The following is a 26242-nucleotide window of genomic DNA, read 5'->3' as shown; positions in this document are numbered from 1 at the left end:
GCACCCGCCCCGCGAGCCCCGGCGAGGACCCGACCGAGGACCCATCCGAACGACGACGGCGCGACCATGACCCAGGCACCGACACCCACCCCGGACACCGTCCGCAGACTGGTCCGCACCCTCCTGCACGAGGGGGGCCCGGCGGCCCCGACCGCCCGCAACGGCGCGGGCGGCCCCGACGTACGGCCCGTCGCCGAGGGCGGCGGCCACTCCACCTGGTGGGTCGGCACCCGCCACGTGCTGCGGCTCGCCCCCGACCGCGAGGCCGCCGTGCGCCTGCGCCGCGAGCTGCGGCTGCGCGACCTGGTCCGCCCGCACGTCCCGCTCGCCGTGCCGACCAGCGTGGCGCACGGCGAGTGGTCGCCGGGGCTGGCGTACACGCTCGACACCAAGGTGCCCGGCGGCACCGCCGAGGACCACGACGTGACCGCCGTCGGCGAGGCCGACCTCGCCGGGCTGCTCGGCGGGCTGCGCGAGGTGCCGCCCCGGCAGGCCGAGGCGCTCGGCGTGCCGCGGGCCGCGCCGCGTTCCCTGGAGGCGCTGCGCCGCATGGCGGTCGCCGCGGCCCGACGCCTCGCCGACGCCGACGAGTTCGACGCCGGGCGGCTGCGGCAGCTCACGCCGCCCGGCGCGGCGCAGCTCGCCGCACAGCCGGGCGCGGCCGTCCTCGTGCACCACCGGCTGCGCGGCGAGCACCTGGTGGTCAGCGCCGAGGGGCGGGTGCGCGGCGTGCTGGACTGGACCGACGCGGTCCTCGGCGACCCCGCCGAGGACATCGCCGGCCTCGCCCGCGCCGTGGGCTCACCGGCCGCGGTCCGCGCGGCCACCCTCGCCGGGTACGGGGCCCGCCCCTGTCTGCGCGGCCTGTGGCTGGCGCGCTGCGACACGGTGCTCCGGCTCGTCGCCGGGCTCGACGGCCCCACCGGCGGCCCCCTGCCGCTGCTGCGCGCCCAGCTCGGCCGCACCTGGGAGCCGATCCTGCTGGAGCGGGTCACCGACTTCCGGGAGGCCGGCGAGGACTGACCCCAGCGGGGCCGGCGAGGACCGGCCCCCCGGCGGCCTGCGGGACACGGAGCGGGTGCCGGGTGCCCTCCGGGCCCGCTCCGGCCCTCACTCCTGTTCCAGCACCACGCACGACTCCCCGGGCAGGTGCAGCAGGCCGTCCTCGCCCGGCGCCTGCACCGGCTCCCAGGCGGCCAGGACGCGGGCCGGGCGGGAGCCCAGCGGGATCGCGGCCGGGCCGGGGGAGAGGTTCACGGCGACCCGCACGTCACCGCGCCGGAACGCCAGCCAGCGGGCCTGCTCGTCATGGGCGACGTGCAGGTCCCCCAGGTCCGGGTCGGTGAGGTCGGGGTGGCTGTGGCGCAGCGCGATCAGCGAGCGGTACCAGGCCAGCAGGCGCGCGTGCGGTGCGCGCTCCGGCTCGGACCAGTCCAGGCACGAGCGGTCCCGGGTCGCCGGGTCCTGCGGGTCGGGCACGTCCTCCTCGGCCCAGCCGTGCTCGGCGAACTCCCGCCGCCTGCCCCGCCGTACGGCCTCGGCGAGCTCGGGGTCGGTGTGGTCGGTGAAGAACTGCCAGGGCGTCGACGCGCCCCACTCCTCGCCCATGAACAGCATCGGCGTGAACGGCGCGGTGAGCACCAGGGCCGCCGCGCAGGCCAGCAGCCCGGGGGAGACCAGGTGGGACAGGCGGTCGCCCTGGGCCCGGTTGCCGATCTGGTCGTGGGTCTGGCTGTAGCCGAGCAGCCGGTGCGCGCCCACGCGCGTGCGGTCCAGCGGCCGCCCGTGCCGGCGCCCCCGGAAGCTGGAGTAGGTCCCGTCGTGGAAGTAGCCGCCGGTCAGGGTCTTGACCACGGAGGCCAGCGGGGCGCGCGCGAAGTCGGCGTAGTAGCCCTGCGACTCGCCGGTGAGCGCGGTGTGCAGGGCGTGGTGGAAGTCGTCGTTCCACTGCGCGTGCAGCCCGAGCCCGTGCTCCTCGCGCGGGGCGATCAGCCGCGGGTCGTTCAGGTCGGACTCGGCGATCAGGAACAGCGGCCGGCCGGTCTCGTCCGCCAGCGCGTCCACCGACGCGGTCAGCTCCTCCAGGAACGGGTACGCGCGCGTGTCGACCAGGGCGTGCACCGCGTCCAGCCGCAGCCCGTCCAGCCGGTAGTCGCGCAGCCAGGCCAGGGCGCTGCCGAGCAGGAACGCCCGCACCTCGTCGGAGCCGGGCGCGTCCAGGTTGACCGCGGAACCCCACGGCGTCTGGTGGGTGTCCGTGAAGTACGGGCCGAAGTACGGCAGGTAGTTGCCCGACGGGCCCAGGTGGTTGTGGACCACGTCCAGCACCACGCCCAGGCCCAGCTCGTGCGCCCGGTCCACGAACCGCTTGAGGGCCTCGGGGCCGCCGTACGGCTCGTGCACCGCCCACAGCGACACCCCCTCGTACCCCCAGCCGTGCTGCCCCGGGAACGGGCACAGCGGCATCAACTCGACGTGCGTCACGCCCAGTTCGACGAGGTGGCCGAGGCGCTCGGCGGCCGCGTCCAGGGTGCCCTCGGGGGTGTAGGTGCCCACGTGCAGCTCGTAGAGCACCGCGCCCGCGAGCGGCCGCCCCGACCACTCGGCGCGCCACGCGTAGCGCCCCTGGTCGACGACCGCGCTCAGCCCGTCCGGGCCGTCCGGCTGCCGCCGGGACCGCGGGTCGGGCCGCACCGGGCCGTCGTCCACCGCGAAGCCGTAGCGGGAGCCGTCCGTGGCGTCCGCCTCGCCGAACCACCACCCCACCCGCTCAGGATCGCGTTCCAACGCGCGCGTGACGCCGTCGCACTGGAGCGTCACCCGCTCGGCCTGTGGTGCCCACACCTCGAACTGCACGGATGGTTCCCCTTCGTCCGCTGACCGGAGTAACCCGTCCATCGTGCTTCACACACGGTCGATCCGCCGCCGAACGGGGCCGCTTCGCCGCAGGTGTCGCCGGACGGTCACCGCGCGGCCCTCCACGGGCGCCGTTTTCCGTTTTTCTGGACACCCGGGGTTCACTGCACCGACAATCGCCACCGTGACGTCGTCTTTCGAGTTCAACACGTACCCCGCGCGGCTCTCCGACGCGGAGCGCGACAGGGCACTGAAGGTGCTCCGGGACGGCGTCGCCCTGGGGCGCCTGTCGCACGACACGTTCATCCGCCGCATGGAGCTGGCGCTGGCCGCCCGGCGCGCCGACGAACTCGCCGTCCTGACCGCCGACCTGCCCCAGGAGAACCGTTTCTCGCGCGCGGTCCTCGGCACCGTCGAGGCGGTCTCCGGCTTCACCGTCCGGCTGCGCCGGGCCTGGCAGGCCGAGCGGCTGCCCAAGCTGCTGCTGCCGCACCCCGGCACCGGTCACGCGCTGCGCATCGGGCGCGACCCGGCGAACGGCCTGCGGCTCACCCACGAGACCGTCTCCCGCGTGCACGCCGAACTCAGGCGCCAGGGCGGCCTGTGGGTGCTGCGCGACCTGGGCTCGACCAACGGCACGACCGTCAACGGCCGCCGGGTCGTCGGCGCCGCCGTGGTCCGCGAGGGCGACCAGGTGTCCTTCGGGCGCATGGCGTTCCGCCTGTCGGCGAACTGACGGACGCCGGAGGAGGAGCCCGGCCGGCCGCCCGCCGTACGCACGGGCCCCCGCTTTGCGGACACCGTGGCTCGGAACGGCCTCGCGGCTTCCGGACACAGTGGCGCGGAACGGCCTCGCGGCTTCCGGACACCGTGGCGCGGAACCGTCCCGCGCCTTCCGGACACGTGTCGCGGAACCGTCCGGCGGCATCCGGACAGCCTGTCCGAAACACCGGCCCTGTCCACGGTGTTGACGTAGCCCCACGGCATGACCCACTGTGATGACCCCGTGTGCGCACACCGCGACACGGGGTGAACCACGGCACGCACTGTGGAGGTGTGCCCTGCCGCCCCTCCTGCGTTACCCGACCGTCGACGAACTGGCCGCCCGCGCGGCCGCGCTCGTCGCCCGCCACCCCCGGGACGCCCGGCTGCGCCGTGTCGGCACCTCACGCGCCGGCACCCCGCTGTGGCTCCTGTCCGTCGGCCACGGAGCCCGCCAGGCCCTGGTCGTCGCCGGGCCGCACGCCAACGAGCCCGTCGGCGGCGCCACCGTCCTGCGCCTGGCCGAACGGGCCCTCGCCGACCCCCGGCTGACCGAGGGCGCCGACGCCACCTGGAACCTGCTGCTGTGCCTCGACCCCGACGGGCTGCGCCGCAACGAGGGCTGGCTGTCGGGCCCGTACAGCCTCGGCCGGCACTTCCGGCACTTCTTCCGGCCCGGCTTCCTCGAACAGCCCGAGTGGCTGCCCGACGGCGCGGCCGCGGCCGTCCTGCCCGAGACGCGTGCCCTGCTCCGTCTCCAGGACGAACTGAAACCTTTCTTCCAGTGCTCGCTGCACGGTGTGGACGTCGGCGGCGCCTTCGTCGAACTCACCCGTGACCTGCCCGGACTCGCCCAGCGCGTCGCCCACGCCGCCGCCCGGCTCGGCATCCCGCGCGAACTCGGGCCCTACGACGCCCTGTACTGGCCCGGCCTGGGCCCGGCCGTCCACCTGATCCCGCCGCCGCACCGGGGCGACCTGGCCGCCGCCATCACCGAGGCGGCCGTGGAGTCGACCTGGTTCCACCCGCAGCGGCACGGCACCGTCACCGCGATCGTCGAGGCGCCCATGTGGGGCGTGCCCGCCGTGGAGGACGGCACCCGGCCCGACGACCCGGACGCGGCCCTGCGGGCCGTCAGCACGGCCCTGCGCCACGACACCCGCGTCCTGGAACGCCTCCTCGCCCGCGTCCGGCCCCGGCTCGCCGGCCTGCCCGACGCCGCGCGTCTGCTCGCGCCGGTCGACGACTACTTACTGGTCTGCCCCGGCCTCGCCGACGCCTGGGACCCCCGCACCCCGGACCCGGTGCGCCCGCTGCCGCCGCTGCGCCGCGCCCACCTCACGGCCCTGCGGATCGCCGGGCGGCGGCTCGCGCTGCGCACGGCGGGCCTGCTGCACCAGCTCGTCACCGCCTCCGGCGACGACCCGGCCGGGGCCCTGCCGGAGCTGGACCGGCTCATCGACACCTGGTGCGCCGACTACCACGACGGCTGCGGCGCCCGCTGGATCCCCGTCGCACGCCAGGCCGAGTACCAGACGCGCGTCGTGCGCGCCGCCTTCGAACTGGCCGCCCGGCACGGCGCACCGTACCCACGTCCGGGTGAGCCGGGCTGGGGGACGCAGGCGGCCGTGCCGATGCACCGGGAATGACGCACCCGCACCGGCCCACCCGTCCGCCCACCGCCCCCGCGGCCCTGCGCCGCGCCCTCCCGGTCGCCGCCGCGCTGCTGCTGGCCGCCGCCGGCGCGACGACCGCCACGGCGACCACCGCCGGCGCGACCACCGCCGGCCCCGCGACCGCCCCGACCCCGGTGGCCGGCGGCCTCGCGCCGGCCGGAAGCCGGCTCGAGCTGACCGTCACCCCGGGCGCCGACCGGTCCGGCGGTCGGCGCCAGACCCTGCTGCTGTGCGACCCGCCGCAGGGGCACGCCCGCGCCGCCGAGGCCTGCGCGCAGCTCACCGCCGCCCACGGCGACATCCACGCCGTGCCCCACAGGGACGCGGTCTGCCCCCTGGTGTACGCCCCGGTGGCCGTCCGTGCCCACGGCCGGTGGGACGGCCGTCCGGTGGACTACCGCGAGACCTTCGCCAACCGCTGCGAGCTGGAGGCGGCGACCGGAGCGGTGTTCGCGCTCGACGACTGACACCGGGGCGCCGGGGGAGCGCGCCGCCTCGGGCCCCCACGCATGCGTGGGGGCCCGCCGCGGTTCAGCCCCCGTACGGCCTCTCCGGCAGCGCGCGGGCCCGCAGGGCCGCCGCGACCACCGTGCGGGACTGGTGCTCCACCTGGTGCTCCAGCGGCACCCAGCGGGCCTGGAAGCGCCGGGCGAAGGCGTCGCTCCAGCCGGCCACCAGGTCCTGCAGCGGGGGCGCCGCGTCGTCCCCCCGCTCGCGCAGCACGCGCAGCAGCATCGCCGCGGCCCGCAGCGGCAGCCGCCGGCCGAACGCGTCCACGCTGCCGACGTACGCCACCGTGGTGTCGGCCGGCGGCAGGTCGGTCCAGTCCGCGGCCAGTCCCGGCACCAGCTCCAGCACCCACCGCGCGGCCCGCAGCAGCGGCCCGTCGACGCCCTCCAGGCGGGGCAGCGCCTCCGCGAGCACCCGCTCCACCGTCCGCCCGTCGCGCAGCAGCCGGTGCGCCAGGTGCCGCAGTTCCGCCGCCGGTGCCGGGTGCGGGGCGGGGTCGTCCACCAGGTCGCTCGCCCACATCGGCACCTCGACGACGGCGGTCAGCCCGCCGTACCGGTGGACGTGGTACCAGGTGCTGTGCCGGGCGTCGTCCGGCATGCTCGGGTACGCGGCGTCCGACCCCGGCGCCGGCATCACGTGCACCCCGGGGCCGGCCGCGGGCCAGCCCGCCGCGTCCGAGGCGGCCGTCTCCACCGGGATGTGCAGCTCCGCGGCCGACGCGGCGAACGCCTCGGCCAGCCCGGGCACGTCCTTCGTCAACTGCACCCAGCTTCCGCCCAGGTCGGTGCCGTGCAGGGTGACCTGGAGGTAGGGGCGCAGCTCGTCGATGACCCGGGTCAGGGCGCGGGTCTCCGGGGGCAGCCGGTCCGCCGGCAGCACGGAGGGCGACCACTCCGGCTGCTCGGGGCCGGCCGGGCGGTAGAAGCCCAGGTGGTAGTCCAGCAGGCTGCGCGGCTGCGGCGTGACGTGCAGGCTGGCCCCGTCGGGGTCGGCGCACAGCAGCAGGTGCCAGGAGATCCCGTCGCGCAACCCCGGGTCGCCGAGCACGCGTTCGGCGAGGGCGAGCAGGGTGGAGCCGCCGGTCGGCTCGTTGGCGTGGGCGCCCGCGACGACCAGGACGGCCCGCCGCGCGTGTCCCACGGACAGCAGGTGCAGCGGACGGCCCGCCCGCGACACGCCCACCTGCCGCAGCGTGCACAGCGCGGGCCGGGCGGCGGCCAACGCGCGCGCGGAGGCGGCCAGTTCCGTCGGCGTGGGATAGCGCGGATGCGGCAGGACACTCACCCCCGTCGGATTGTCCGGCCTGCTGTGCGCAGTACCCCACGGACACCGGCGACTGTCAAGGCGCGGCGGCGAGGCCCCGGCGGCGGTCTTCCCGACCCGCTCGCGGCCTCCCTCCCGGGCCCGCCCAGCGGGTGCGTCAGGGTCAGGTGCGGGGGGTGAGTCGACTGAGCGCCGCGTCGTACCGTGCCTGGACCTCCGGGTCCGCCGATGCCCGCAGGAGGGCGGTGAGTGCCCGCAGCGCGCCGTCGTCGTAGCCGGCCGATTCCGCTTCCCGTGCGGCGAGGTCGAGCTGGCTGATGCCCTCGTCCTGTTTCCCGAGTCCGAGCAGTGCTTCCCCCCTGATGGTGAGCAGCAGGACGTGCGGGATGTCGGTCGTCTCGGGTCGCTGCTCGAGGGCCAGGGCGTGGGTCGCGGTGGTGAGGGCCCGGTGCCAGTGTCCGGCGTCGGCCTGGTGGCGGGCGAGGTGTTGGGTGGAGAGGCGTTCCATCCTGCGGTCGCCGATCCGGCGGGCCAGGTCGGCCGCGCGCTCGCAGCTGTCGGCGGCGTCGTCGAGGCGCCCCAGGGAAGCCTGGGCCATGGCCAGCACGATCAGTGCGTTGGCCTCGGCGAACGCGTCGCCGGCGCGAGCGGCGAGCGTGGACGCGGCCTCCAGGTGGACGAGTGCTTCCGGGGTGCGGTCCTCCTCGGTCAGGACCCAGCCGAGGACGTTGAGGACCCGGGCCTCGCCGTGCTCGTCGGCGTCGGCGCGCGTGGCCGTGAGGGCGGTCCGCAGGAGCGGGGCCCAGCCGTCGCGCACGCGCCACACGATCAGCGGCCACATCGTCATGACGATGCGCCAGGTCCTGTCGTGCAGTTCGGCGGCGTCGGCCGCGGCGACCGCTCGGGTGAGGTTGTCGCGCTCGGCGGCGTACCAGGCCACGGCGGCGGAGCGGTCGTCGAACCGTCGCACCGCGGCGGGCGGGACGAAGTCGGACGGGAGCGGGAAGCAGTCCTCCGCGCCCGGTTCGGCCGCCGCCACGGCCCCGGTGCCCGTGGCGATGTAGTGGTCGAGGACGCGCTTGAGGGTGTCGGGGTGGGCGTCCAGGCTGCGGGCGTACAGCCGCACCAGGTCGTGCATCGCCCACCGGCCGGGCGCCGTCTCGGTGAGTAGGTGCGCGGCCGTCAGCTGCTCAAGGGCGCTCTCGGCGGCCGCCGGATCCGTGCCCGCCAGGGCGGCCGCCGCGTAGCGGTCGATGTGGGTGCCCGGGTGACGGCCGAGGTGGGCGAACACCCCGGAGACGTGCGCCGGGAGCTGCTGCAGTGTCAGGTGCAGTGCGGCGCGGACACCGGTGTCCTCCAGGTCGAGCAGGCTCAGGCGGCGTGTCCGGTCCGACAGTTCATCGGCCATCGACTCCAGGGACCAGTCGGGCCGGCCGGCGAGGCGGGCGGCCACGACCCGCAGGGCCAGCGGCAGTCCGCCGCACAGCTCGGCCAGGCGGAGCGCGGCCGCCGGCTCGGCGTGCACCCGGTGCGTGCCGAGCACCCGGGCCAGGAGGGCGGTGCCGTCCGGGGGAGCGAGGACGTCGACGGTGACGGGCCGGGCGGAGTCGCTGACGATCAGCCCTGGCAGCCGGTGCCTGCTGGTGACGACGGTGACGCAGCGGTCACCGCCGGGCAGGAGCGGCCTGACCTGTTCGGAGTCGCGGGCGTTGTCGAGGACGACCAGCAGCCGGCGGTCGGCGGCCAGCGACCGGAACAGTGCGGCCGCACCGTTCTCCGACTCCGGTATCCGCTCCCGCGGCACGCCCAGGGCCGTCAGGAACTCGTGCAGCACCTCGACGGCGGTCGGCTCGCCCGTGCCGCTGAAGCCGCGCAGGTCGGCGTGGAGGCGCCCGTCGCCGGGCCCGGCGGGGTCGCGGTGGGCCCAGTGCAGGACCAGGGCGGTCTTCCCGACCCCGGCCGGTCCGACGACCAGGCAGACCGGGGCCTCGCCGTGGGTGGCCCGGGTCAGGGCCGCGAGTTCCGCCGCCCGGCCGTGGAAGCCGCGCGGTGGGCGCGGCAGCAGGTCGGGTGCACGCGCGGCCATGGCGGACGCCGGCTCGGCGGCGGACAGCTGGGCGGCGACCGCCGACCGGCAGGGGCGGGGCCGGCCGAGGCTCGCGGCCTCCTCCAGCTCGTCGGCACCGGCCGCGTCCAGGCCCAGCGCCTCCGCCAGCGCCCGCACCGTACGGCGCTGGGGACCGCGGGTCCGCCCGCGCTCCATGTCGGCCAGTGCCCGCACGCTCACGCCGGCCTCGTGGGACAGCGCCTCCTGGCTCAGTCCGGCATTCACCCGCAGGGACCGCAACCGCTGCCCGAAGTTCCTGCCCGAAGACGTGCCGTCGTGCACCGCTGATTTCCCCGATGGTCCGGCTCGTCCGGATGAGAGCCCCCCGGCAGAAGTATCGCCGACCGTACTTCTGCAGGGGGAACTGCCTGGGCGAGGAAGACCGGAAGTGGTCGACTGAAGACCGACACGGAGCGCCTGGTCACGGGCCTGCACGGGTCCGGCCGTCCCGTCGTGACCGCGGGGCCCTGGGGCACCGGGGCACCGGGGCACATGGGCCTGGATCCCCTCCGTCGTCGACCGACCGCACCACCATCCGGGCCGCGGCACCGCGCCGCGGCCCGCACCACACACGGGGGACCACTCCATGAACACGCTGCACCGCTCCACGCTGCTCGCCGTCGCGGGCACGGCCCTCGCCCTGTCGCTCACTGCCTGCCAGAGCGACTCCGGCAGCACGTCGTCGTCCCGGCCGACCGCGGCGGCCACGGTGGCGTCGTCACCGGCGGCCGACGCGACGACGGCCGCCAAGGACACGGTCACCTCCGGGGCGGCGGGGCCGGCCGCCTCCGCGCGCTCGGCGGGGGCGAAGGGCGCCACCGGCGCCACCGGCTCGACCGGTGGACGCGGGACGGCCTCCACCCCGGCCTGCACGGCGAAGGGCGTCCGGGTCAGCGCCGCCACGCAGGACGGCCCGCCCTACACCCACATCGTCCTCACGGCCCGCAACACCTCCGGACACTCCTGCCGGCTGGCGGGCTTCCCGCACATCCAGTTCCTGGAGAGCCACAAGCAGGACGTCCCGGCGGTCGCCAAGAGCAAGCCGGCCACGCCGGTCGTCCTCACGGCCGGGGCCCCGGCGTACGCCCTGGTGAAGCTGTCGGACGGCGGGGTCGACGAGGACAACGAGCCGGTGTCGGCATTCTCCGTGCAGCTGGAGGGCGACTCCACGGTCATCCCCGTCACCGCCCCCGGCAACGACGGCATCGCCGCCGACCCGGCCAAGGCCCTCACCGGCTACTGGACCCCGGAACTCCGCAACGGCGCGGACGACTTCTGAGTCCTGCCCGCGAGCGGAGGTGAGTCGGACCAGCTGAGCGGCCGCAGGTCAGGTGTAGACGTTCCGGCCGTACTCCTCGCGGCTCACCCGGAAGTCGTCCGGCCGGTCGCGGCGGAGTTCCTCGTACCGACCCCGTCGCCGACGACCGTGTCCGGTCGCCGGTGAGAAGCCACCGCCAAGCTGTGGTCCGTCGACCGGGGAGCCGGTCGGCGGACCCCGGGCCCGCGCGGGCGCCCCCCCGTCCGGAGGCCGCCCGCGCCGGTTGTGTCGCCCGGGCGGCCAGTGATGCCCCGGCCGCCCGGACCCTCCGCTACCTGGCGACCTGGCCGCCGTTGCCGGAACCGCCGTCGCCGTCGTCGATGCGTTCCAGCAGCGCCACCGGCAGCCGCTCGAACAGCTCGGCCACGTGCACGTGTCCCGTGAACTTCCGGCCGGGGGTGAGGGCGTCGCCCCACCACCCGGGCGGCAGCGGCAGCCGGGTGTCGCCCCAGCCGCCGGCCTCCGCCAGCCGCAGCGACAGCCGGGTCACCGCGGTGACGACGGCCCCGGAGCGCGCGAACGCCAGGCAGTGGTCCGCGGCCGGCCCCTCGGCGGGCAGCGGCGCGTACGACGCCGACGCGCCGAAGGCGTCCGGGTACCGCGCCCGCAGTGTGAGCGCGGCGGCGGTCACGGCGTTCTTGTCGCCCGGGTCCGCGGGCGGGAACCCCGCCGGGCGCCGGTTGTCGGGGTCCACCAGGGCCCGGTACTCGCCCTCCGTGCCCTGGTAGACGTCCGGGACGCCCGGCATGGTCAGGTGGACCAGGGCGGTGCCCAGTACGTTGGACCGGATGTGCGGCGCGAGCGCGTCGCGCAGGGCGGTCACGTGGGCGCCGGGCCTCCCGCACGGCCCCTGCGCGACGAACGCGGCCACCGCCTCCTCGTACGGCGGCTCCTGCTCGGTCCAGCTCGTGTACAGGCCCGCCTCGCGCACGTGCTTGAGCAGCGCGTCCTGCACCCGCTCGGGGTCGGCCGGGCCCAGGCCGAACACCGTCTGCCAGGCCGCCCACGCGAGCTGGGCGTCCGGCACGGCCTCGTCCGGGTGGCTCGCGTCGGCCAGGGCACCGGCCCAGCGCTCCGGGCACTCGGTGAGCACGGCCAGCGCGGCGCGCACGTCGGCGCTGCGCTTGGTGTCGTGGGTGGACACGACCGTCCCGGTCAGCGGCCAGTCGCGCTGCACGCGCGCGCAGTACGCGTGGAAGTCCTCCGGCGACACCGCCGGGGCGCCCGGGTCGCCGCCCACCTCGGTCGCCGACAGCAGCGGCACGTACCGGTAGAACGCGGTGTCCTCGACCGACTTGGCGCGCAGCGCGGACGAGGTCTGCGCGAACCGGGCGCGGAACTCCGCGGCCGCCGGGACGTCCCCGCCGCGCCGCCCGAGCACCAGGTCCCGCACGACGTCGACGACGCCGGCCTCCTCCGGCACCACGAACGCCTGCCGGGCCTCGGCGGCGGCCTCCTCGGTGACCACCTCCGCCGCGTCGACCGAGGCGTACGGCCGGTACACCTCCATGCGGACCAGCAGCTCCTCCAGGGCGGTGCGCAGCGCCCAGGGCGCCCGGTCGCGCAGGGCGGGGTCGGGCGAGGCGGCGCACACCTTGACGGCCGTGCGCACGAGCCGGTCCAGCTCGGTGGCCAGCTCGTGGGTGAGCACCGCGTACGCGGCCCGGCGGACGGTCGCCGCCCAGTCGCCGCCCCGGTCGGTCTGCGGGGCGGCGAAGGCGCGGTAGCGGGTCACCAGCTCGCCGGCGCCCGCGGGGTCGGCGAACAGGCCGTCGACGTGGCGCAGGGCGTCGTAGCCGGTGGTGCCGGCGACGGGCCAGGTGGGCGGCAGGTGCTCGCCGTCGGCGAGGATCTTCTCGACGACCGTCCAGCGGCCGCCGGTCGCCTCGTGCAGCCGCTGCAGGTAGCCGTCGGGGTCGGCGAGGCCGTCGGGGTGGTCGATGCGCAGCCCGTCGATCACGCCCTCGTGCAGCAGCCGCAGGATCGTGCCGTGGGTGGCCTCGAACACCTGCGGGTCCTCCACCCGCACCCCGATCAGCTCGGAGATGCTGAAGAACCGCCGGTAGTTCAGCTCGGTGCGGGCCAGCCGCCACCACACCGGCCGGTACCACTGGGCGTCCAGCAGCTCCGGCAGCGGCAGGCCGGCGGTGCCCTCGCGCAGCGGGAAGACGTGGTCGTAGTAGCGCAGCACGTCCCCGTCGACCGTGAGCTGCTCGATCTCCTCGCCGAGCGGCCCGCCGAGCACGGGCAGCAGGAGCTGCCCGGCCTGCGCCTCCCAGTCGATGTCGAACCAGCGCGCGTAGGGCGAGGCGGGGCCCTCGCGCAGCACCTCCCACAGGGGGCGGTTGTGGCGCGGGGCCATCGCCATGTGGTTCGGCACGATGTCCACGACCAGGCCGAGGCCGTGCTCGCGCGCGGCCCGGGCCAGCTCGCGCAGCCCGTCCTCGCCGCCGAGCTCCTCGCGCACGCGCGCGGGGTCGACCACGTCGTACCCGTGCAGCGACCCCGGCACGGCCTCCAGGACCGGCGAGAGGTGCAGGTGGGAGATGCCGAGCGAGGCGAGGTAGGGCACGGCGTCCGCCGCAGCGGCGAACGGGAAGCCGGGCTGGAGCTGGAGCCGGTAGGTGGCGGTGGGGACGGGGGGCACGGGCTCAGGCGTCATGCACACCTACGTACCCGCTCCCGGCGGGTTCCTGCGTATCGACACCCGGACGCGGCGGGGCGGGCTCCGGCACGGACGAGGGGCGCGGGGACCCAGGTCCCCGCGCCCCTCGCCGCGCCCGTGGTCCGGCCGCCGGTCAGGCGGGCCGCTGCAGCACCGTCATGCTGCGGTCCACCAGGGTCAGCCGGTCGCCGGCCTGCACCTTCGCCCCGGCCCCCTCCTTCATCGTCTCCGGCTTGGCGGTGTCCACGACCACCTCCCACTGCGGGCCGTGGTCGACGGGCACCACGAAGTCGATCGGCTCGGGGGAGGCGTTGAACATCAGCAGGAACGAGTCGTCGGTCACCCGTTCGCCGCGGGTGCCCGGCTCGGAGATCGCGTTGCCGTTGAGGAACACGGTCAGCGCGGACGCCTGGGCCGAGTCCCAGTCCTGCTGGGTCATCTCCCGCCCGTCGGGAGTGAACCACGCGACGTCCGACAGGTCGTCGTGGGTGCCCTCCACGGGCCGTCCGTGGAAGAACCGGCGCCGCCGGAACACGGGGTGCTCCCTGCGCAGCCACACCAGCGTGCGCGTGAAGTCCCGCAGCCCGGTGTCGGCGCCCTCGGCGCCCTCGGCGCCCTCGGCTCCCTCGCCGTCACCGCCCTCCGTCTCCGGCCACCGCACCCAGGACAGCTCGTTGTCCTGGCAGTAGGCGTTGTTGTTGCCCTGCTGGGTGCGGGCGAACTCGTCCCCGTGGCTGATCATGGGGACGCCCTGCGAGAGCATCAGCGTGGCGATGAAGTTGCGCATCTGCCGCTCCCGCAGCTCCAGCACCCCCTCGTCGTCCGTGTCGCCCTCGGCGCCGCAGTTCCACGACCGGTTGTGGCTCTCGCCGTCCCGGTTGTCCTCGCCGTTGGCCTCGTTGTGCTTGTCGTTGTACGCGACGAGGTCGTGCAGCGTGAAGCCGTCGTGGCAGGTCACGAAGTTGATCGAGGCCAGCGGCCGGCGCCCGTCGTCCTGGTACAGGTCGGAGGACCCGGTCAGCCGCGAGGCGAACTCCGCGAGCGTGCGCTGCTCGCCCCGCCACAGGTCGCGGACGGTGTCCCGGTACTTGCCGTTCCACTCGGTCCACAGCGGCGGGAAGTTGCCCACCTGGTAGCCGCCCTCGCCCACGTCCCACGGCTCGGCGATCAGCTTCACCTGGGAGACCACCGGGTCCTGCTGGACCAGGTCGAAGAACGACGACAGCCGGTCCACCTCGTGGAACTGGCGGGCCAGCGTCGCCGCAAGGTCGAAGCGGAACCCGTCGACGTGCATCTCGGTGACCCAGTACCGCAGCGAGTCCATGATCATCTGCAGGACGTGCGGGGACCGCATGAGCAGCGAGTTCCCGGTGCCCGTGGTGTCCATGTAGTACTGCGGGTCGTCCGTGAGCCGGTAGTAGCTCGGGTTGTCGATGCCCTTGAAGGACAGCGTCGGACCCAGGTGGTTGCCCTCGGCGGTGTGGTTGTACACCACGTCCAGGATCACCTCGATCCCGGCCTCGTGCAGCGCCCGGACCGCCGACTTGAACTCCAGCACCTGCTGCCCGCGGTCGCCCCAGGAGGCGTACGCGTTGTGCGGGGCGAAGAACCCGATCGTGTTGTAGCCCCAGTAGTTGTTGAGGCCCATGTCGACCAGGCGGTGGTCGTTGACGAACTGGTGCACGGGCATCAGCTCCAGCGCCGTGACCCCCAGCTCCCTCAGGTGCTCGATCACCGCGGGGTGGGCGAGGCCCGCGTAGGTGCCGCGCAGCTCCTCGGGCAGCCCGGGGTGCCGCATGGTCAGGCCCTTCACGTGGGCCTCGTAGAGCACCGTGTGGTGGTACTCGGTGCGCGGCGGCCGGTCGTCGCCCCAGTCGAAGTAGGGGTTGACCACGACCGACGCCATCGTGTGCGGCGCCGAGTCCAGGTCGTTGCGCCGCTCGGGGTCGTCGAAGTGGTAGCCGTAGACCTCCTCGCCCCAGCGGATCGACCCGCTGATCGCCTTCGCGTAGGGGTCGAGGAGCAGCTTCGCCGAGTTGCACCGCAACCCGCGCCCCGGGTCGTAGGGGCCGTGCACCCGGAAGCCGTAGCGCTGTCCGGGCATCACCCCGGGCAGGTACGCATGGCGTACGAATGCGTCGCTCTCGCGCAGTTCCACCGCCGTTTCCGAGCCGTCGTCGTGCAACAGACACAGCTCTACTCGGTCCGCGGCTTCTGTGAAGACCGCGAAGTTCGTGCCGGCGCCGTCGTACGTGGCACCGAGGGGATACGCCTCACCAGGCCAGACCTGCATGGATACAACTCTTTCAGGTGTCCACCGGCGCGGGGGGCGCCTTACTTACCGAGTCTCCCGGAAACTCGTGGAACCACCTATGACTTACGTCCCTCTTACCCGACGACCAGCGCATGCGTCCGTACGGGTGCATGCCGACACCAGTGGGGCAGACACATACTCCCGGGGACACAGGGGGAGTAGGGGGACATTGTGCGCACGACAGTGCGCCGCCACCTGGGCAAGGTGGTGGCGGGCGCGGCCATCGCGGTGACCGGAACGGCCGTGATGGTCGCGATCACCCTGCCGGGCACGGCGGGAGCCGACGACACAGCAGGACGGGCGGGCGCCGCGTCGGCGTCCGCCGCGGCGGGGCAGCAGGGCGGGGCGGGCGGCGCGGTGCCGCCCGCGGTCGTCGAGGCGGCGCCGGCCGAGGGGGACCGGGGGACGGGTCACGACCCGCTGACCGACGACGAGACCCGGCGCGCGGAGCGGATCGCGCTCAGCCGGCAGATGATGGCCGCCGGTGAGGACGTCGGGGGCGACCGCGGCCCGCAGCGCCTCGGCGTCGACCTCGCCGAGCCCGACGCGGCCGAGGCCGACGACCCGGACGCGCCGCGCCGCGCGGACGTCACGTACTACGACTACCGCAACGACACGCTCGTCACCCGGACGGTGAACCTCGCCACCGGCACCGTGGAGGCGACCGGGACCCAGCACGGTGTGCAGCCGCCGCTGAGCCCCGAGGAGCAGACCGAGGCGGCCCGGCTGCTGATCGCCGACCCGCTCGGCGCGGGCCTGAAGGCCGACTACCGGGACGCCACCGGCAAGGAGCTGACCTCACCGGACCAGCTCCTGCTCGCGAGCATGGTCTACCGGGCCGTGCCCGGCGCCGAGCCCGCCGCCCTGGACCACTGCGGCGAGCACCGCTGCGTGCGGCTGCTGCCGAAGGTCAAGGACGGCCCGTGGATCGACGCCAGGTCCCTGGTGATCGACCTCAGCACCCGCAAGGTCGCCCGCCTGGCCGGCTAGGCGCCCGTTCCGTCATCTCTCACCTCCCGGTACCTGTCGGTACCTCCTGTCGAGGAGTCATGTCTTCATGTACATGAACAGAACGCGTCGCGCCCGCCGGGGAGCGGCGGCCCTGGGCCTGTCCGTGGCGGCCCTCGCCGCCGGCGTGACCACCGCCGCCGGACCGGCCGCCGCCGGACCCCGGACGGCCCCCGCGCCCGCCCCGGCCTGCAGCGCGGCCTACCGCATCGAACAGAAGCTCTCCACCGGCACCACCTGGCGGATGTGCTGGCGCTACGAGGCCAAGTCCGGCCTCGTCCTGGAGGACGTCAGCTACCAGCCGCCCGGCGAGCCCAAGCCGATCAAGGTCCTCAACAGCGCCAAGATCGCCCAGATCCACGTGCCCTACGACGACGGCACCAACGAGTACAACGACGTCACCGACTACAACTTCGGCTCGGGCCTGGTGAACCTGGCCCCCGCCGAGTGCCCCGGCGGCACCATCAAGACCGTCAAGGTCCCCGAGTCGTTCGACCCGGCCCACCCGAACGTCAAGGGCCTGTGCACCACCACCCGGTCGCGCGGGCACGCGTACCGGATGCAGGCCGACACCGGCAACAAGGTGTACCAGGCCCAGGGCAAGGACCTGCTCGTCTACACCGTCAACAAGGTCGGCTGGTACGAGTACATGACCGAGTGGCGCTTCTCCGACGACGGCACCCTGAACATGAACGTCGGAGCCACCGGCAGCCTCTCGCCGTTCGACTACGACGCCGGCGACGGCCGCGGCTGGCCCATCGGCAAGGGCGCCCACTCCTACGCCACCAGCCACAGCCACAACGTCTTCTGGCGGCTCGACTTCGGCCTCGACGGCTCCTCCAAGACCAAGGTCGAGCAGTACGACTCGAAGGTCAGCGCCCCGGCGAGCGGCCAGCAGGGCCCGACCGCGAAGACCACCCGCACCGCGGTCACCAAGGAGCTCGCCGGTGACGCGGCCACCATGCGCTGGTGGCGGGTGGTGAGCACGGCCGGCAAGAACAAGGACGGCCACGCGCGGTCCTACGAGCTCGTGCCCGGCGCCACCACCAAGTACTCCGGACGTCCCTTCACCAAGCACGACCTGTACGTCACCGAGTACAACAAGTGCGAGCAGTACGCGAGCAACAACCCGCTCAACTGCGGGACGGGACACGGCAAGTCCGTCGACAAGTGGGTCAACGGGCAGACCCTCACCCACCCCGTCCTGTGGGTGAACGTCGGCTTCCACCACATCGCGCGCGACGAGGACCAGCAGCCCATGCCGGTCCACTGGCAGGGCTTCTCGCTGGCCCCGCGGGACGTCACCGCCATGAACCCGCTCACCCCGGCCGCGCTCGCCAACCAGAACGGCCAAACGGAACCGCGGTAGTTGGGCAACGACCCTGTCCATCCGGCTGCACCGCCGACCGCTCGCGGAGTACCCTTCCTTGATCGTCGGGGAAGGGTCGGGACGCAGAGCCCGGGGGAGCGGAAGGCGGTGCTCGGGTGGGCTCGGGAGGGCTGGAGCTGCCCCCTGGTGACGAGGGTCACGAGGGGGGCTCCGCGGACGTCCCGCCCGGGACGGTGTCCCTGGCCCGGCCGATGGAGGCGGGTGCCATCGGCCCGGAGCTGGACTGGGACGCCGAGGACTGGCGCGAGGTGCGCACGCGCGCGCAGCGGGCGGGCCGCGCCTACATCTGGCTGAACCTCGTCGAACAGCGGCTGCGCGCCGTGGTGGCCGCCGTCCTGCGGCCCGTGTACGAGCCCGTCCACGGCGACGACTGGGTGGTGGCCGCGGCCGGCCCCGCCGGGCAGGAGTGGGTGCAGCGCGCGGTCGCCGTCCGCGAGGTCAGCCGCCGCAAGGGCTACCTGCTCGACCCGGCCGACGACAACGTCGTCTCGTTCCTGACCCTGCCCCAGCTCCGTGAGCTGATGGTGCAGCACTGGCCGTGCTTCGAGCCGTACTTCGACGACCGGCGCGACGTCGAACTGGCCCTGGACGAGCTGGAGGTGACCCGCAACGTCGTCTCCCGCAACCGCGCGCTGTCCGAGGCGGTCCTGAACCAGGCCGAGCGGGCCTCCGCGCGGCTGCTGGAGATGCTCGGCACCGGCGGCGACGTGCCCTCCGCGCGGCGGCTGCCGGTCGACGCCGTCGAGGACCTGGTGGGCGACCGCTACGCCGACGTGGTCGCCGTCCACTCCGACCGGGTGCGGCTGCTGCGCCAGTTCCCCGCCGAGGACATCTTCGACGGCGCCCGCCGCATCGACGCCATCGGCATCGGCCTCAACCTGCTCGTGCAGAACTTCTCCGGCCGCCGGATGGTCCGGCTCGCCGAGTCCGGGTGCCGGGTGCGGCTGCTGTTCCTCAACCCCGCCTCCAGTGCCGTCAAGCGGCGCGAGCGCGAACTCGGCGTCAAGCGGGGCGAGCTGAGCCGCGCGGTGGAGATGAACATCCTGCACATGCGCCGGGTCCGCGCCCGGCTGCGCGACCCGGGCGCCTTCCAGATCCAGGTCTACGACGACACGCCCCGGTTCACCGCCTACCTCGTCGACGGCGACGGCACCGACGGCATCGGCGTGGTGCAGTCCTACCTGCGGCGCCTGCGCGGCATGGAGGCGCCCGTGCTGGTGCTGCGGGGCGGTCACCGGGTGGTCAAGGCGGGCGAGGTGGACGAAGGGGGTCTTTTCGCGGCGTACCGCGAGGAGTTCGAGCTGGCTTGGGCCGATTCGCGTCCCGTGTCCTGAAGCGCCCCACTGCTTCGGGGAGATGCCGGATCGTCCCACCGGGGAAGCGGAATGCGCTCCTCTGGTTGTCAGTGGCGCATGGCAGGGTGAAGACCACTGGGGGACGCACCACTGAGAAGGGGGGCCACCATGGCCTGGCACCAGGAGCTGCTCGTCGGCTTCGACCTGGAGACGACCGGCACCGATCCGCGCGAGGCGCGCATCGTGACGGCCGCCGTCATCGAGGTCAGGGACGGCCGGGTGCTGGGCCGCCGCGAGTGGCTGGCCGACCCGGGCGTGGAGATCCCGGCCGACGCGGTCGCGGTGCACGGCATCAGCACCGAGCGCGCGGCCGCCGAGGGCCACCCCGCCGACCGGGTCGCGGACACGCTCGCCGACGTCCTGACGACGTACTGGAAGACGGGCGTCCCGGTCGTCGCCTACAACGCCGCGTTCGACCTGACCCTGCTCTCCGCCGAACTGCACCGGCACGGACTGCCGTCCCTGCGCGAGCGCCTGGGCGGCCTCGACCCGGCCCCCGTCGTCGACCCGTACACCATCGACCGCTGGGCCGACCGCTACCGCCGCGGCAAGCGCAACCTCGAAGCCGTCTGCGCCGAGTACGGCGTCGCCCTCGACTCCGCGCACGACGCGGGCGCCGACGCCCTCGCCGCGGCCCGCCTCGCCTGCGCGATAGCCGTCCGCCACCCCAAGGTGGGGACCCTCGGCCCGGCGGAGCTGCACCTGCGTCAGATCGAGTGGTACGCCGCGTGGGCGGCCGACTTCCAGAGCTTCCTGCGCGCCAAGGGGGAGGCCGACGCGGTGGTGGACGCCACCTGGCCCGTCCGGGAGGTCACGGCGGCCACCCCTTGATCCTCCTGGCCCCGCTCGCCCGCACGGCTCAGAAGGGGTACCAGCGCACCGTCGGGTCGCCGTCGCGCAGGGACGCCACCCGGCGCTCGAACTCGGCCAGCGCCTTGGGGTTGCTCGGCGCGTGCTGGGCCACCCACGCGCAGCTCGCCGTCTCCCGCGCCCCGCGCAGCACGGCGCACCCGTCCCACTCCCGCACGTCCCAGCCGTAGGTCCGGGTGAAGGCGTCGTAGTCCTCGGCCGGCAGGCCGTAGCGGTCGTGGGACAGGGCCATCACGACCAGGTCGTGCTCGCGCAGGTCGGCGGAGAAGGTCTCCAGGTCGACCAGGACCGGGCCGTCGGGGCCGATGTGCACGTTGCGCGGCAGGGCGTCGCCGTGCACGGGGCCCGGCGGCAGGTGCGGGGTGAGCGCGGCGGCCGCCGCGGCGAAGCCGTCCCGGCGCTCCCGCAGGTACGCCGCGTCCGCCGGGTCGATCGCCTCGCCCGCGAGCCGCAGCCAGCGCTCCACCCCGGACAGCAGATCGCGCGGCGGCAGGGCGAACGGGGGTGCGGGCAGGGCGTGTACGCGCCGCAGCAGTGACGCCAGGTCCGCCGGTCCCGCGGGCCGCGCCGCGTCGGGCAGCCGGTGCCACACCGTCACCGGGTGCCCGGCGACGAGCCGTGCCTCGGGCTCCGCCGCCCGCACCGCCGGGACGCCCGTGTCGGCCAGCCAGCGCGCGATGTCCAGCTCGCGCCGGGCCCGGTCCAGCAGTTCGGCGTCGCGGCCCACCTTCACGACGAGGTCCCCGGCGGCGAACACCGCGTTCTCGCCGAGGGCGAGCAGCCGCGCGTCCCCGGCCGGCCCGGGCAGCACCCCCGCCCCGGCCAGAACCTCCCGCGCCGTCGCCTCGTCCATCGTCCGCCTCCGTGCCGTCGTCGTAGCGCTGCCGCGGTCAGTCTCGCATTCGCACAGGTCGGACCCCGGACGGGGGCGAGTGGGCCACGGCGGACGAGAAACCCGGTGGACGAGACGTATCGTCTCGTCTAGCGTCCTCGGCATGACCCCTTCCGCCTCGTCCCTTTCCGACCCGTCCCTCTCCGGCCCGTCCCCTTCCGCCGTTCCCCCCGCCCACATCGCCATGTTCTCCATCGCCGCCCACGGCCACGTGAACCCCAGCCTGGAGGTGATCCGTGAACTCGTCGCGCGCGGCCACCGCGTCACCTACGCCGTCCCGCCGGCCCTCGCCGACAAGGTCGCCGCCACCGGCGCCGAGGTGCGGACCTGGCACTCGACGCTGCCCGGACCGGACGACGACCCCTCGGCCTGGGGCAGCACCCTCCTCGACCACGTGGAGCTGTTCCTGGCCGACGCCGTCCAGGCGCTGCCCCAGCTCACCGACGCCTACGCCGGGGACACCCCCGAGCTGGTGCTGCACGACATCACGGCGTACCCGGCCCGCGTCCTCGCCCACCGCTGGGGCGTCCCCGCGGTCTCCCTGTCGCCCAACCTCGTCGCCTGGGAGGGCTACGAGGAGGAGGTCGCCGCCCACGTGTGGGCCGAGGCCCGCGGCTCCGAGCGGGGCCGCGCCTACTTCGACCGGTTCCACGCCTGGCTGAGCGAGCACGGCGTCACCCTGCACCACGACGACTTCGTCGGCCGGCCCGACCGGTCCCTCGTGCTGATCCCGCGGGTCCTGCAGCCGCACGCCGACCGGGTCGACGAGAGCGTGTACACGTTCGTCGGCGCCTGCCAGGGCGACCGCCCGGCCGAGGGCGCCTGGGAGCGCCCCGCCGGCGCCGAGAAAGTCGTGCTGGTGTCCCTCGGCTCGGCCTTCACGGCCCCGCCGGAGTTCTACCGGGCGTGCGTCCGGGCCTTCGCCGGCCTGCCCGGCTGGCACCTGGTGCTGCGGACCGGCCCCCGGATCGACCCGGCCGAGCTGGGCCCCGTACCGGCGAACGTCGACGTGCGGCCGTGGGTGCCGCAGCTCGCCGTGCTCCGCGAGGTTGACCTGTTCGTCACCCACGCCGGCGCGGGCGGCAGCCAGGAGGGGCTGGCCACGGCCACCCCGATGATCGCCGTGCCGCAGGCGGTGGACCAGTTCGGCAACGCGGACCTGCTCCAGTCCCTGGGCGTGGCACGCCGGTTGTCCACCGAGGAGGCGACCGCGGACGCCCTCAGGGACGCCGCGCTCGCCCTGGTGGACGACCCCGAGGCCGCCCGGCGCCTGGCGGAGATCCGGGACGGGATGGCCCGGGAGGGCGGCACCCGGCGGGCCGCCGACCTGATCGAGGCCGAGCTGACCGCCGCGCGCTCCGCTCGCCGCCCCGGCACGCGGACGGGCCCGCTGGCTCCCCGGTGACCAGCGGGCCCTGCTCACTGGAGGACCGGTCCCCCGTGCGACGGGGCGGACCGGTCCTCATCCGGTGCGGGTCACACCCCGACCGGCCTGTCCTCCCGGGGCGCCGTGGCGAGGACCGCCTCGGGGGACTCGTCGTGGGTGAGGTCGGGCAGCCGGTGCAGCCACTTCGGCAGGTACCAGTTGCGCTCGCCCAGCAGCGCCATCACCGCCGGGAGCAGCACGCCCCGGATGACCGTCGCGTCGATCAGCACCGCGGCCGCCAGGCCCACGCCCATCTGCTTCATCGACTGCATCGACAGCGTCCCGAAGATCGCGAACACGGCGACCATGATGACCGCGGCACTGGTGACCACGCCCGCCGTGGTGACCACGCCGTGGGCGATCGCGTCCCGCGTGGTGCGGCCCCGCAGCCGTGCCTCGCGGATCCGGGAGACGACGAACACGTGGTAGTCCATCGACAGGCCGAACAGGATCACGAAGAGGAACAGCGGCAGCCAGGTGATGATGGCGCCGACCCCCTCGGCGCCCACCAGCGAGGCGCCCCAGCCGTGCTGGAAGACCGCGACGAGGATGCCGTAGGCGGCGCCCACCGACAGCAGGTTCAGCAGGATCGAGGTGACCGCGATGGTCAGCGAGCGGAACGACAGCAGCATCAGCACGAAGGCGAACACCACCACGAAGGCGAACACCGGGACGACCGCGCCGCCGAGCTGGTCGTTGAAGTCCTTCGACCCGGCGACCTGACCGGTGATCGGCGCCTGGAGGCCGTCGACCTTGCCGAGCGTGGCCGGGCGCACCTCGTCGCGCAGCTTCTCCAGGCTCGTGCCCGCCTTGTCCAGGTCGGAGCCGCCGACCAGCGGGACGTACACGTAGGCGATGTTCTGCGCGTCGTGCAGCTTGATCTCCACCGGGCCGCGCGAGGCGCCCGAACTGATCGCGCGGGCCTTGAAGTCGGCGAGCGCGTCACGTACCTCGGGGGCGTTGATGTCCTTGGCGTGGACGACGACCTCGGCCGGCTCCGACCCGCCGGGGAAGGCGTCGTTGACCCGGTTGTAGGTCTGCACGATCGGCAGCGAGTCGCCGAACTCCTGGTCCAGCGTGAGGTTCTGGGTCTTCATGCCGACCGCGGGAGCGGCGACGGCCAGCAGCGCGCCGGCGGCGACCAGCACCGACACCAGCGGCCGGGCCAGCACGCCCTTCAGCACCGCCGACCAGAAGCGGCTCTCGCCGTTGGTGCGGGCCGCGCGGCGCCGCATCGCCTTGTGCAGGAAGGGGATCCGGCCCCGCTCCACCCGCTCGCCGAGCAGCGACAGCAGCGCCGGCAGCACCGTCACCGAGCCGACCATCGCCACGGCGACCACCATCAGCGAGGCCAGGCCCATCGCCTCGAACTCCGCGAGCCCGGTGAACAGCATGCCCGCCATCGCCACGCACACCGTGACACCCGAGACGATGATCGCGCGGCCACTGGTCGCCGCGGCCACCCGCAGGGCCGTCCGGGCGTCCCGGCCCGCCTCGCGCTCCTCGCGCTCACGGCGCAGGTAGAACAGGCAGTAGTCGACGCCGACGGCCAGACCGACCAGCAGCATCACGGAGTTGGCGGTGTCGCTCATCGGCATCACGTGGCTGACGACGCCCATCAGGCCCATCGTCGCCATGATGGCGGTGATCGCCAGCGCCACCGGCAGCAGCGCCGCGACCAGCGCGCCGAACGCGATCAGCAGGATGCCGAGGGCCACCGGCACCGCCGAGTACTCGGCCTTCTGGAAGTCGTCGCCGAACGCGTCGTCGAACGTCTTCATCATGCTCGCGCCGCCGATCTCCTCGATCCGCAGCGTGTCCGCGTGGCTCTTCCGTACCCCCTCGACGGCCTTCAGCACCGGCTCGACCCGGTCGCCCGCGGTGTCGGAGTCGCCGCGCATGTCGAACTGCACCAGCGCGCTGCGCCCGTCGCGGGAGATGGTCTTCGTGTCGTACGGCGACGTCACGTCGCTGACCCGGCCCGTGCCCTGCACGGCCGTGACGACCTCGGCGACCGCGGCGCGGAACTCGGCGTCGGTGGCCTTCAGGCCGCCCCGCGCCTGCACCAGGACCGACTCGCTGGCCGGCTCCTCGATGCCCGCGTCCTCGATGATCTTCGCCGCGGTGTGCGTCTCGCCCTTGAGCTGGTCGCTGTCCTTGACGTCGACCCGGCCCGCGGCCGAGCCGAGCCCCATGGCCAGCACCACGAACAGCACCCAGATACCGACCGCCGCCCACCGGTGCCGGGCGCTCCAGCCGCCGGCCCGCGCGGCCAGGCCCCGCACCCGTGTGTCTCTAGTCCCCATGACGGGCCTGCCCCCTCGTGAGCGGTGACAGCCCCCTGCCGCCACCTCCAGGAACGACGCTATGGGGCGGGTGGGCCGCTCTCGTCGTGCTGCCCGGTGAAAGGACGGCGGCCCGGCTCCTCCCCTCGGACCCCGCCGGCTCCGCACAGGGGAGGACAGCGGCCCCTTACATCTATCCCGCCGGCTCGGGGACGGCGATCAGGGACGCCCCCCGCGGTGCCGGACGCCGCGAGCCCGGCCTGACCGCCGAGACCCCCCTAGGGTGATCCCATGACGACGACGTACGCGGCCCTGCTGCGCGGCATCAACGTGGGCGGCAGCCGCAAACTGCCGATGGGCGACCTGCGCCCCCTGATGGAGGGCCTCGGGTACGACCGGGTCCGCACCTACCTCCAGAGCGGCCAGGCGGTCTTCGCCAGCGACCACGGGGACGAGGAGTCCCTCGCCGCCGAGCTCTCCGCCGCCGTCGCGGAGCGCTTCGGGTTCGCCGTCGACGTGATCGTCCGCGACCACGCCTACCTCAGGGCCGTCGCCGAGGCGTGCCCGTTCCCGGCCGCCGACCTCCAGCCGAAGCAGCTCCACGTCACCTACTTCTCCGGCCCCGTGGACGCCGCCCGCTTCGCCGGCGTCGACCCGGCCGCCCACGCCCCGGAGGAGTTCCGCCTCGGCGACCGCGCCCTGTACCTGTACGCACCCGACGGCCTGGGCCGCTCCAAGCTCGCCGAGCAGCTCTCCCGACCGCGCGTCACCCAGGGTCTGATCGCCACCACCCGCAACTGGAACACGGTCCTGAAGCTGGTGGAGATGACCGCCGGCTGACCCGCGGCACCGCCCCGGGCACGGTGTCGCGTTTCTTCAAGAGCGCACCCCGCACGGGTCCCTAGCGTGGGACGCATGACGTACGACGACCCGCACCCGTACCTGAACGACACGCACCGGTACCTGTCCGAGTGCGCCACCGAGGCGGCCCGCGTCGCCCACGGCGTGCCGGCGGACCGGCTGGACGCCCCGACGCACTGCCCCGACTGGGACGTGCGGGCCCTGGTCAACCACTGGGTCCTGTACACCTCCCACGGCCTGGAGCACCGCGCCCTGCGCACCCCGCTCCCCGAGGAGCTGGTCGCGCGCGACTTCACCGCCGACCCGCACTGGGCGGACGCCTACGCCGCGCAGCTCGGGCGGGCGGTCGCGGCCTGGTCCGACCCGGCGGCCTGGGAGGGCGAGGTCGACCTGGGCATGGCGTCGATGCCCGCCGACGAACTCGCCGGGATGCTCGTCAAGGAACTGGCGGTGCACGGCTGGGACGTGGCCGTGTCCACCGGCCAGCACTTCACCGTCTCCGAGGAGGTGGGCCGCTTCGTCCTCGACGTGGTCGTCAAGCACGGCGAGATCTACCGCCAGTACGACGGCTTCGCCGACCCGGTGCCGGTCGCGCCCGACGCCCCCGCGTTCGAGCGGGCACTGGCGGAGAGCGGACGGGACCCGGGGCTGCGGTCGGGCTGACCACCCACCGCCTGGCGG

19 protein-coding genes are annotated in these 26242 nt (G+C 74.7%); 12 read left to right on the top strand and 7 right to left on the bottom strand.

From position 1 onward, the window contains the following. Positions 1-66 precede the first annotated feature (66 nt). Positions 67-1023, top strand: a complete 957-nt coding sequence (locus E4U92_RS06760; protein WP_137299322.1) for an aminoglycoside phosphotransferase family protein — start codon at positions 67-69, stop codon at positions 1021-1023. An 87-nt stretch (positions 1024-1110) separates the two neighbouring features. On the opposite strand, the gene treZ is transcribed toward E4U92_RS06760, so the two are convergent. Next, complete coding sequence (gene treZ, locus E4U92_RS06755; RefSeq protein WP_137299321.1) at positions 1111-2856, bottom strand: malto-oligosyltrehalose trehalohydrolase; 1746 nt, start codon at positions 2854-2856, stop codon at positions 1111-1113. Between the two features lie 184 nt (positions 2857-3040). Between treZ and E4U92_RS06750 the strand changes: the two genes are divergently transcribed. The 3 genes from E4U92_RS06750 to E4U92_RS06740 all read left to right on the top strand — a co-directional run bounded on the left by E4U92_RS06750 (position 3041) and on the right by E4U92_RS06740 (position 5761). Further along, the gene (locus E4U92_RS06750) at positions 3041-3592 is read left to right on the top strand and encodes a DUF1707 and FHA domain-containing protein (RefSeq protein ID WP_137299320.1); all 552 of its coding nucleotides are present in this window, start codon (positions 3041-3043) and stop codon (positions 3590-3592) included. A gap of 262 nt (positions 3593-3854) precedes the next feature. Continuing rightward, complete coding sequence (locus E4U92_RS06745; protein ID WP_174863717.1) at positions 3855-5267, top strand: M14 family zinc carboxypeptidase; 1413 nt, start codon at positions 3855-3857, stop codon at positions 5265-5267. Beyond that, a complete protein-coding gene (locus tag E4U92_RS06740; RefSeq protein ID WP_137299319.1) occupies positions 5264-5761 on the top strand; it encodes an SSI family serine proteinase inhibitor in 498 nt (165 codons plus the stop codon). Before E4U92_RS06745 ends, E4U92_RS06740 begins: the two co-directional genes overlap by 4 nt. A 64-nt stretch (positions 5762-5825) precedes the next feature. Here the strand turns inward: E4U92_RS06740 and E4U92_RS06735 are convergent, their stop codons facing one another. Then, positions 5826-7091 (bottom strand): murein peptide amidase A, encoded by a 1266-nt coding sequence (locus E4U92_RS06735; protein WP_137299318.1) that lies wholly within the window; start codon positions 7089-7091, stop codon positions 5826-5828. A gap of 142 nt (positions 7092-7233) precedes the next feature. Beyond that, entirely contained in the window at positions 7234-9459 is a 2226-nt protein-coding gene (locus tag E4U92_RS06730; RefSeq protein WP_174863715.1) for an ATP-binding protein, read from the bottom strand. Between the two features lie 304 nt (positions 9460-9763). Between E4U92_RS06730 and E4U92_RS06725 the strand changes: the two genes are divergently transcribed. Further along, a complete protein-coding gene (locus E4U92_RS06725; protein ID WP_137299317.1) occupies positions 9764-10456 on the top strand; it encodes a DUF4232 domain-containing protein in 693 nt (230 codons plus the stop codon). Between the two features lie 310 nt (positions 10457-10766). Here E4U92_RS06725 and treY read toward each other — a convergent pair whose 3' ends face one another. Continuing rightward, positions 10767-13157, bottom strand: coding sequence for a malto-oligosyltrehalose synthase (gene treY, locus E4U92_RS06720; protein ID WP_137299316.1), 2391 nt, complete (start codon positions 13155-13157; stop codon positions 10767-10769). A gap of 136 nt (positions 13158-13293) precedes the next feature. After that, complete coding sequence (gene glgX / locus E4U92_RS06715) at positions 13294-15453, bottom strand: glycogen debranching protein GlgX (RefSeq protein ID WP_137299315.1); 2160 nt, start codon at positions 15451-15453, stop codon at positions 13294-13296. 192 nt (positions 15454-15645) lie between these two features. On the opposite strand from glgX, the gene E4U92_RS06705 reads away from it, so the two are divergent. The 4 genes from E4U92_RS06705 (at position 15646) to E4U92_RS06690 (ending at position 20058) form a co-directional block, all read left to right on the top strand. Continuing rightward, positions 15646-16464, top strand: a complete 819-nt coding sequence (locus E4U92_RS06705) for a Tat pathway signal sequence domain protein (protein ID WP_137299314.1) — start codon at positions 15646-15648, stop codon at positions 16462-16464. A gap of 67 nt (positions 16465-16531) precedes the next feature. Continuing rightward, positions 16532-17851, top strand: a complete 1320-nt coding sequence (locus E4U92_RS06700; RefSeq protein ID WP_137299313.1) for a copper amine oxidase — start codon at positions 16532-16534, stop codon at positions 17849-17851. A gap of 116 nt (positions 17852-17967) precedes the next feature. After that, positions 17968-19206 (top strand): SAV2148 family HEPN domain-containing protein, encoded by a 1239-nt coding sequence (locus E4U92_RS06695; RefSeq protein ID WP_137299312.1) that lies wholly within the window; start codon positions 17968-17970, stop codon positions 19204-19206. A gap of 129 nt (positions 19207-19335) precedes the next feature. Beyond that, a complete protein-coding gene (locus E4U92_RS06690; protein ID WP_137299311.1) occupies positions 19336-20058 on the top strand; it encodes a 3'-5' exonuclease in 723 nt (240 codons plus the stop codon). Between the two features lie 28 nt (positions 20059-20086). Here the strand turns inward: E4U92_RS06690 and E4U92_RS06685 are convergent, their stop codons facing one another. Continuing rightward, positions 20087-20950: a phosphotransferase enzyme family protein gene (locus E4U92_RS06685; protein WP_137299310.1), complete on the bottom strand. Its 864-nt coding sequence runs from the start codon at positions 20948-20950 to the stop codon at positions 20087-20089. A 142-nt stretch (positions 20951-21092) separates the two neighbouring features. Between E4U92_RS06685 and mgt the strand changes: the two genes are divergently transcribed. Next, a complete protein-coding gene (mgt, locus tag E4U92_RS06680; protein ID WP_137299309.1) occupies positions 21093-22394 on the top strand; it encodes a macrolide-inactivating glycosyltransferase in 1302 nt (433 codons plus the stop codon). Positions 22395-22465: 71 nt separating this feature from the next. Here the strand turns inward: mgt and E4U92_RS06675 are convergent, their stop codons facing one another. Next, positions 22466-24721 carry an MMPL family transporter gene (locus E4U92_RS06675; RefSeq protein WP_137299308.1) on the bottom strand — a complete coding sequence of 752 codons (2256 nt, stop codon included), beginning with the start codon at positions 24719-24721 and terminating at the stop codon, positions 22466-22468. 270 nt (positions 24722-24991) lie between these two features. Between E4U92_RS06675 and E4U92_RS06670 the strand changes: the two genes are divergently transcribed. Together E4U92_RS06670 and E4U92_RS06665 are read left to right on the top strand one after the other, a co-directional pair. Continuing rightward, the gene (locus E4U92_RS06670) at positions 24992-25540 is read left to right on the top strand and encodes a DUF1697 domain-containing protein (protein ID WP_137299307.1); all 549 of its coding nucleotides are present in this window, start codon (positions 24992-24994) and stop codon (positions 25538-25540) included. A 75-nt stretch (positions 25541-25615) separates the two neighbouring features. Next, on the top strand, positions 25616-26224 hold the full coding sequence (locus tag E4U92_RS06665) for a TIGR03086 family metal-binding protein (RefSeq protein WP_137299306.1): 609 nt from the start codon (positions 25616-25618) through the stop codon (positions 26222-26224). Positions 26225-26242: the final 18 nt, after the last annotated feature.

This window comes from Streptomyces galbus (assembly GCF_005280195.1).
GTDB lineage: Bacteria > Actinomycetota > Actinomycetes > Streptomycetales > Streptomycetaceae > Streptomyces > Streptomyces galbus.
The sequence above is the reverse complement of the archived record's forward strand: the minus strand, read 5'-3'. Positions and strand labels throughout refer to the sequence as shown.

Excerpts from the sequence above, each read along its gene's own strand:
- E4U92_RS06760 (WP_137299322.1), top strand. The coding sequence starts at position 67 with ATGACCCAGGCACCGACACCCACCCCGGACACCGTCCGCAGACTGGTC.
- E4U92_RS06745 (WP_174863717.1), top strand. The coding sequence starts at position 3,855 with ATGACCCCGTGTGCGCACACCGCGACACGGGGTGAACCACGGCACGCA.
- E4U92_RS06740 (WP_137299319.1), top strand. The coding sequence starts at position 5,264 with ATGACGCACCCGCACCGGCCCACCCGTCCGCCCACCGCCCCCGCGGCC.
- E4U92_RS06725 (WP_137299317.1), top strand. The coding sequence starts at position 9,764 with ATGAACACGCTGCACCGCTCCACGCTGCTCGCCGTCGCGGGCACGGCC.
- treY (WP_137299316.1), bottom strand. The coding sequence starts at position 13,157 with ATGACGCCTGAGCCCGTGCCCCCCGTCCCCACCGCCACCTACCGGCTC.
- glgX (WP_137299315.1), bottom strand. The coding sequence starts at position 15,453 with ATGCAGGTCTGGCCTGGTGAGGCGTATCCCCTCGGTGCCACGTACGAC.
- E4U92_RS06700 (WP_137299313.1), top strand. The coding sequence starts at position 16,532 with ATGTACATGAACAGAACGCGTCGCGCCCGCCGGGGAGCGGCGGCCCTG.
- E4U92_RS06690 (WP_137299311.1), top strand. The coding sequence starts at position 19,336 with ATGGCCTGGCACCAGGAGCTGCTCGTCGGCTTCGACCTGGAGACGACC.
- E4U92_RS06685 (WP_137299310.1), bottom strand. The coding sequence starts at position 20,950 with ATGGACGAGGCGACGGCGCGGGAGGTTCTGGCCGGGGCGGGGGTGCTG.
- mgt (WP_137299309.1), top strand. The coding sequence starts at position 21,093 with ATGACCCCTTCCGCCTCGTCCCTTTCCGACCCGTCCCTCTCCGGCCCG.
- E4U92_RS06675 (WP_137299308.1), bottom strand. The coding sequence starts at position 24,721 with ATGGGGACTAGAGACACACGGGTGCGGGGCCTGGCCGCGCGGGCCGGC.
- E4U92_RS06670 (WP_137299307.1), top strand. The coding sequence starts at position 24,992 with ATGACGACGACGTACGCGGCCCTGCTGCGCGGCATCAACGTGGGCGGC.
- E4U92_RS06665 (WP_137299306.1), top strand. The coding sequence starts at position 25,616 with ATGACGTACGACGACCCGCACCCGTACCTGAACGACACGCACCGGTAC.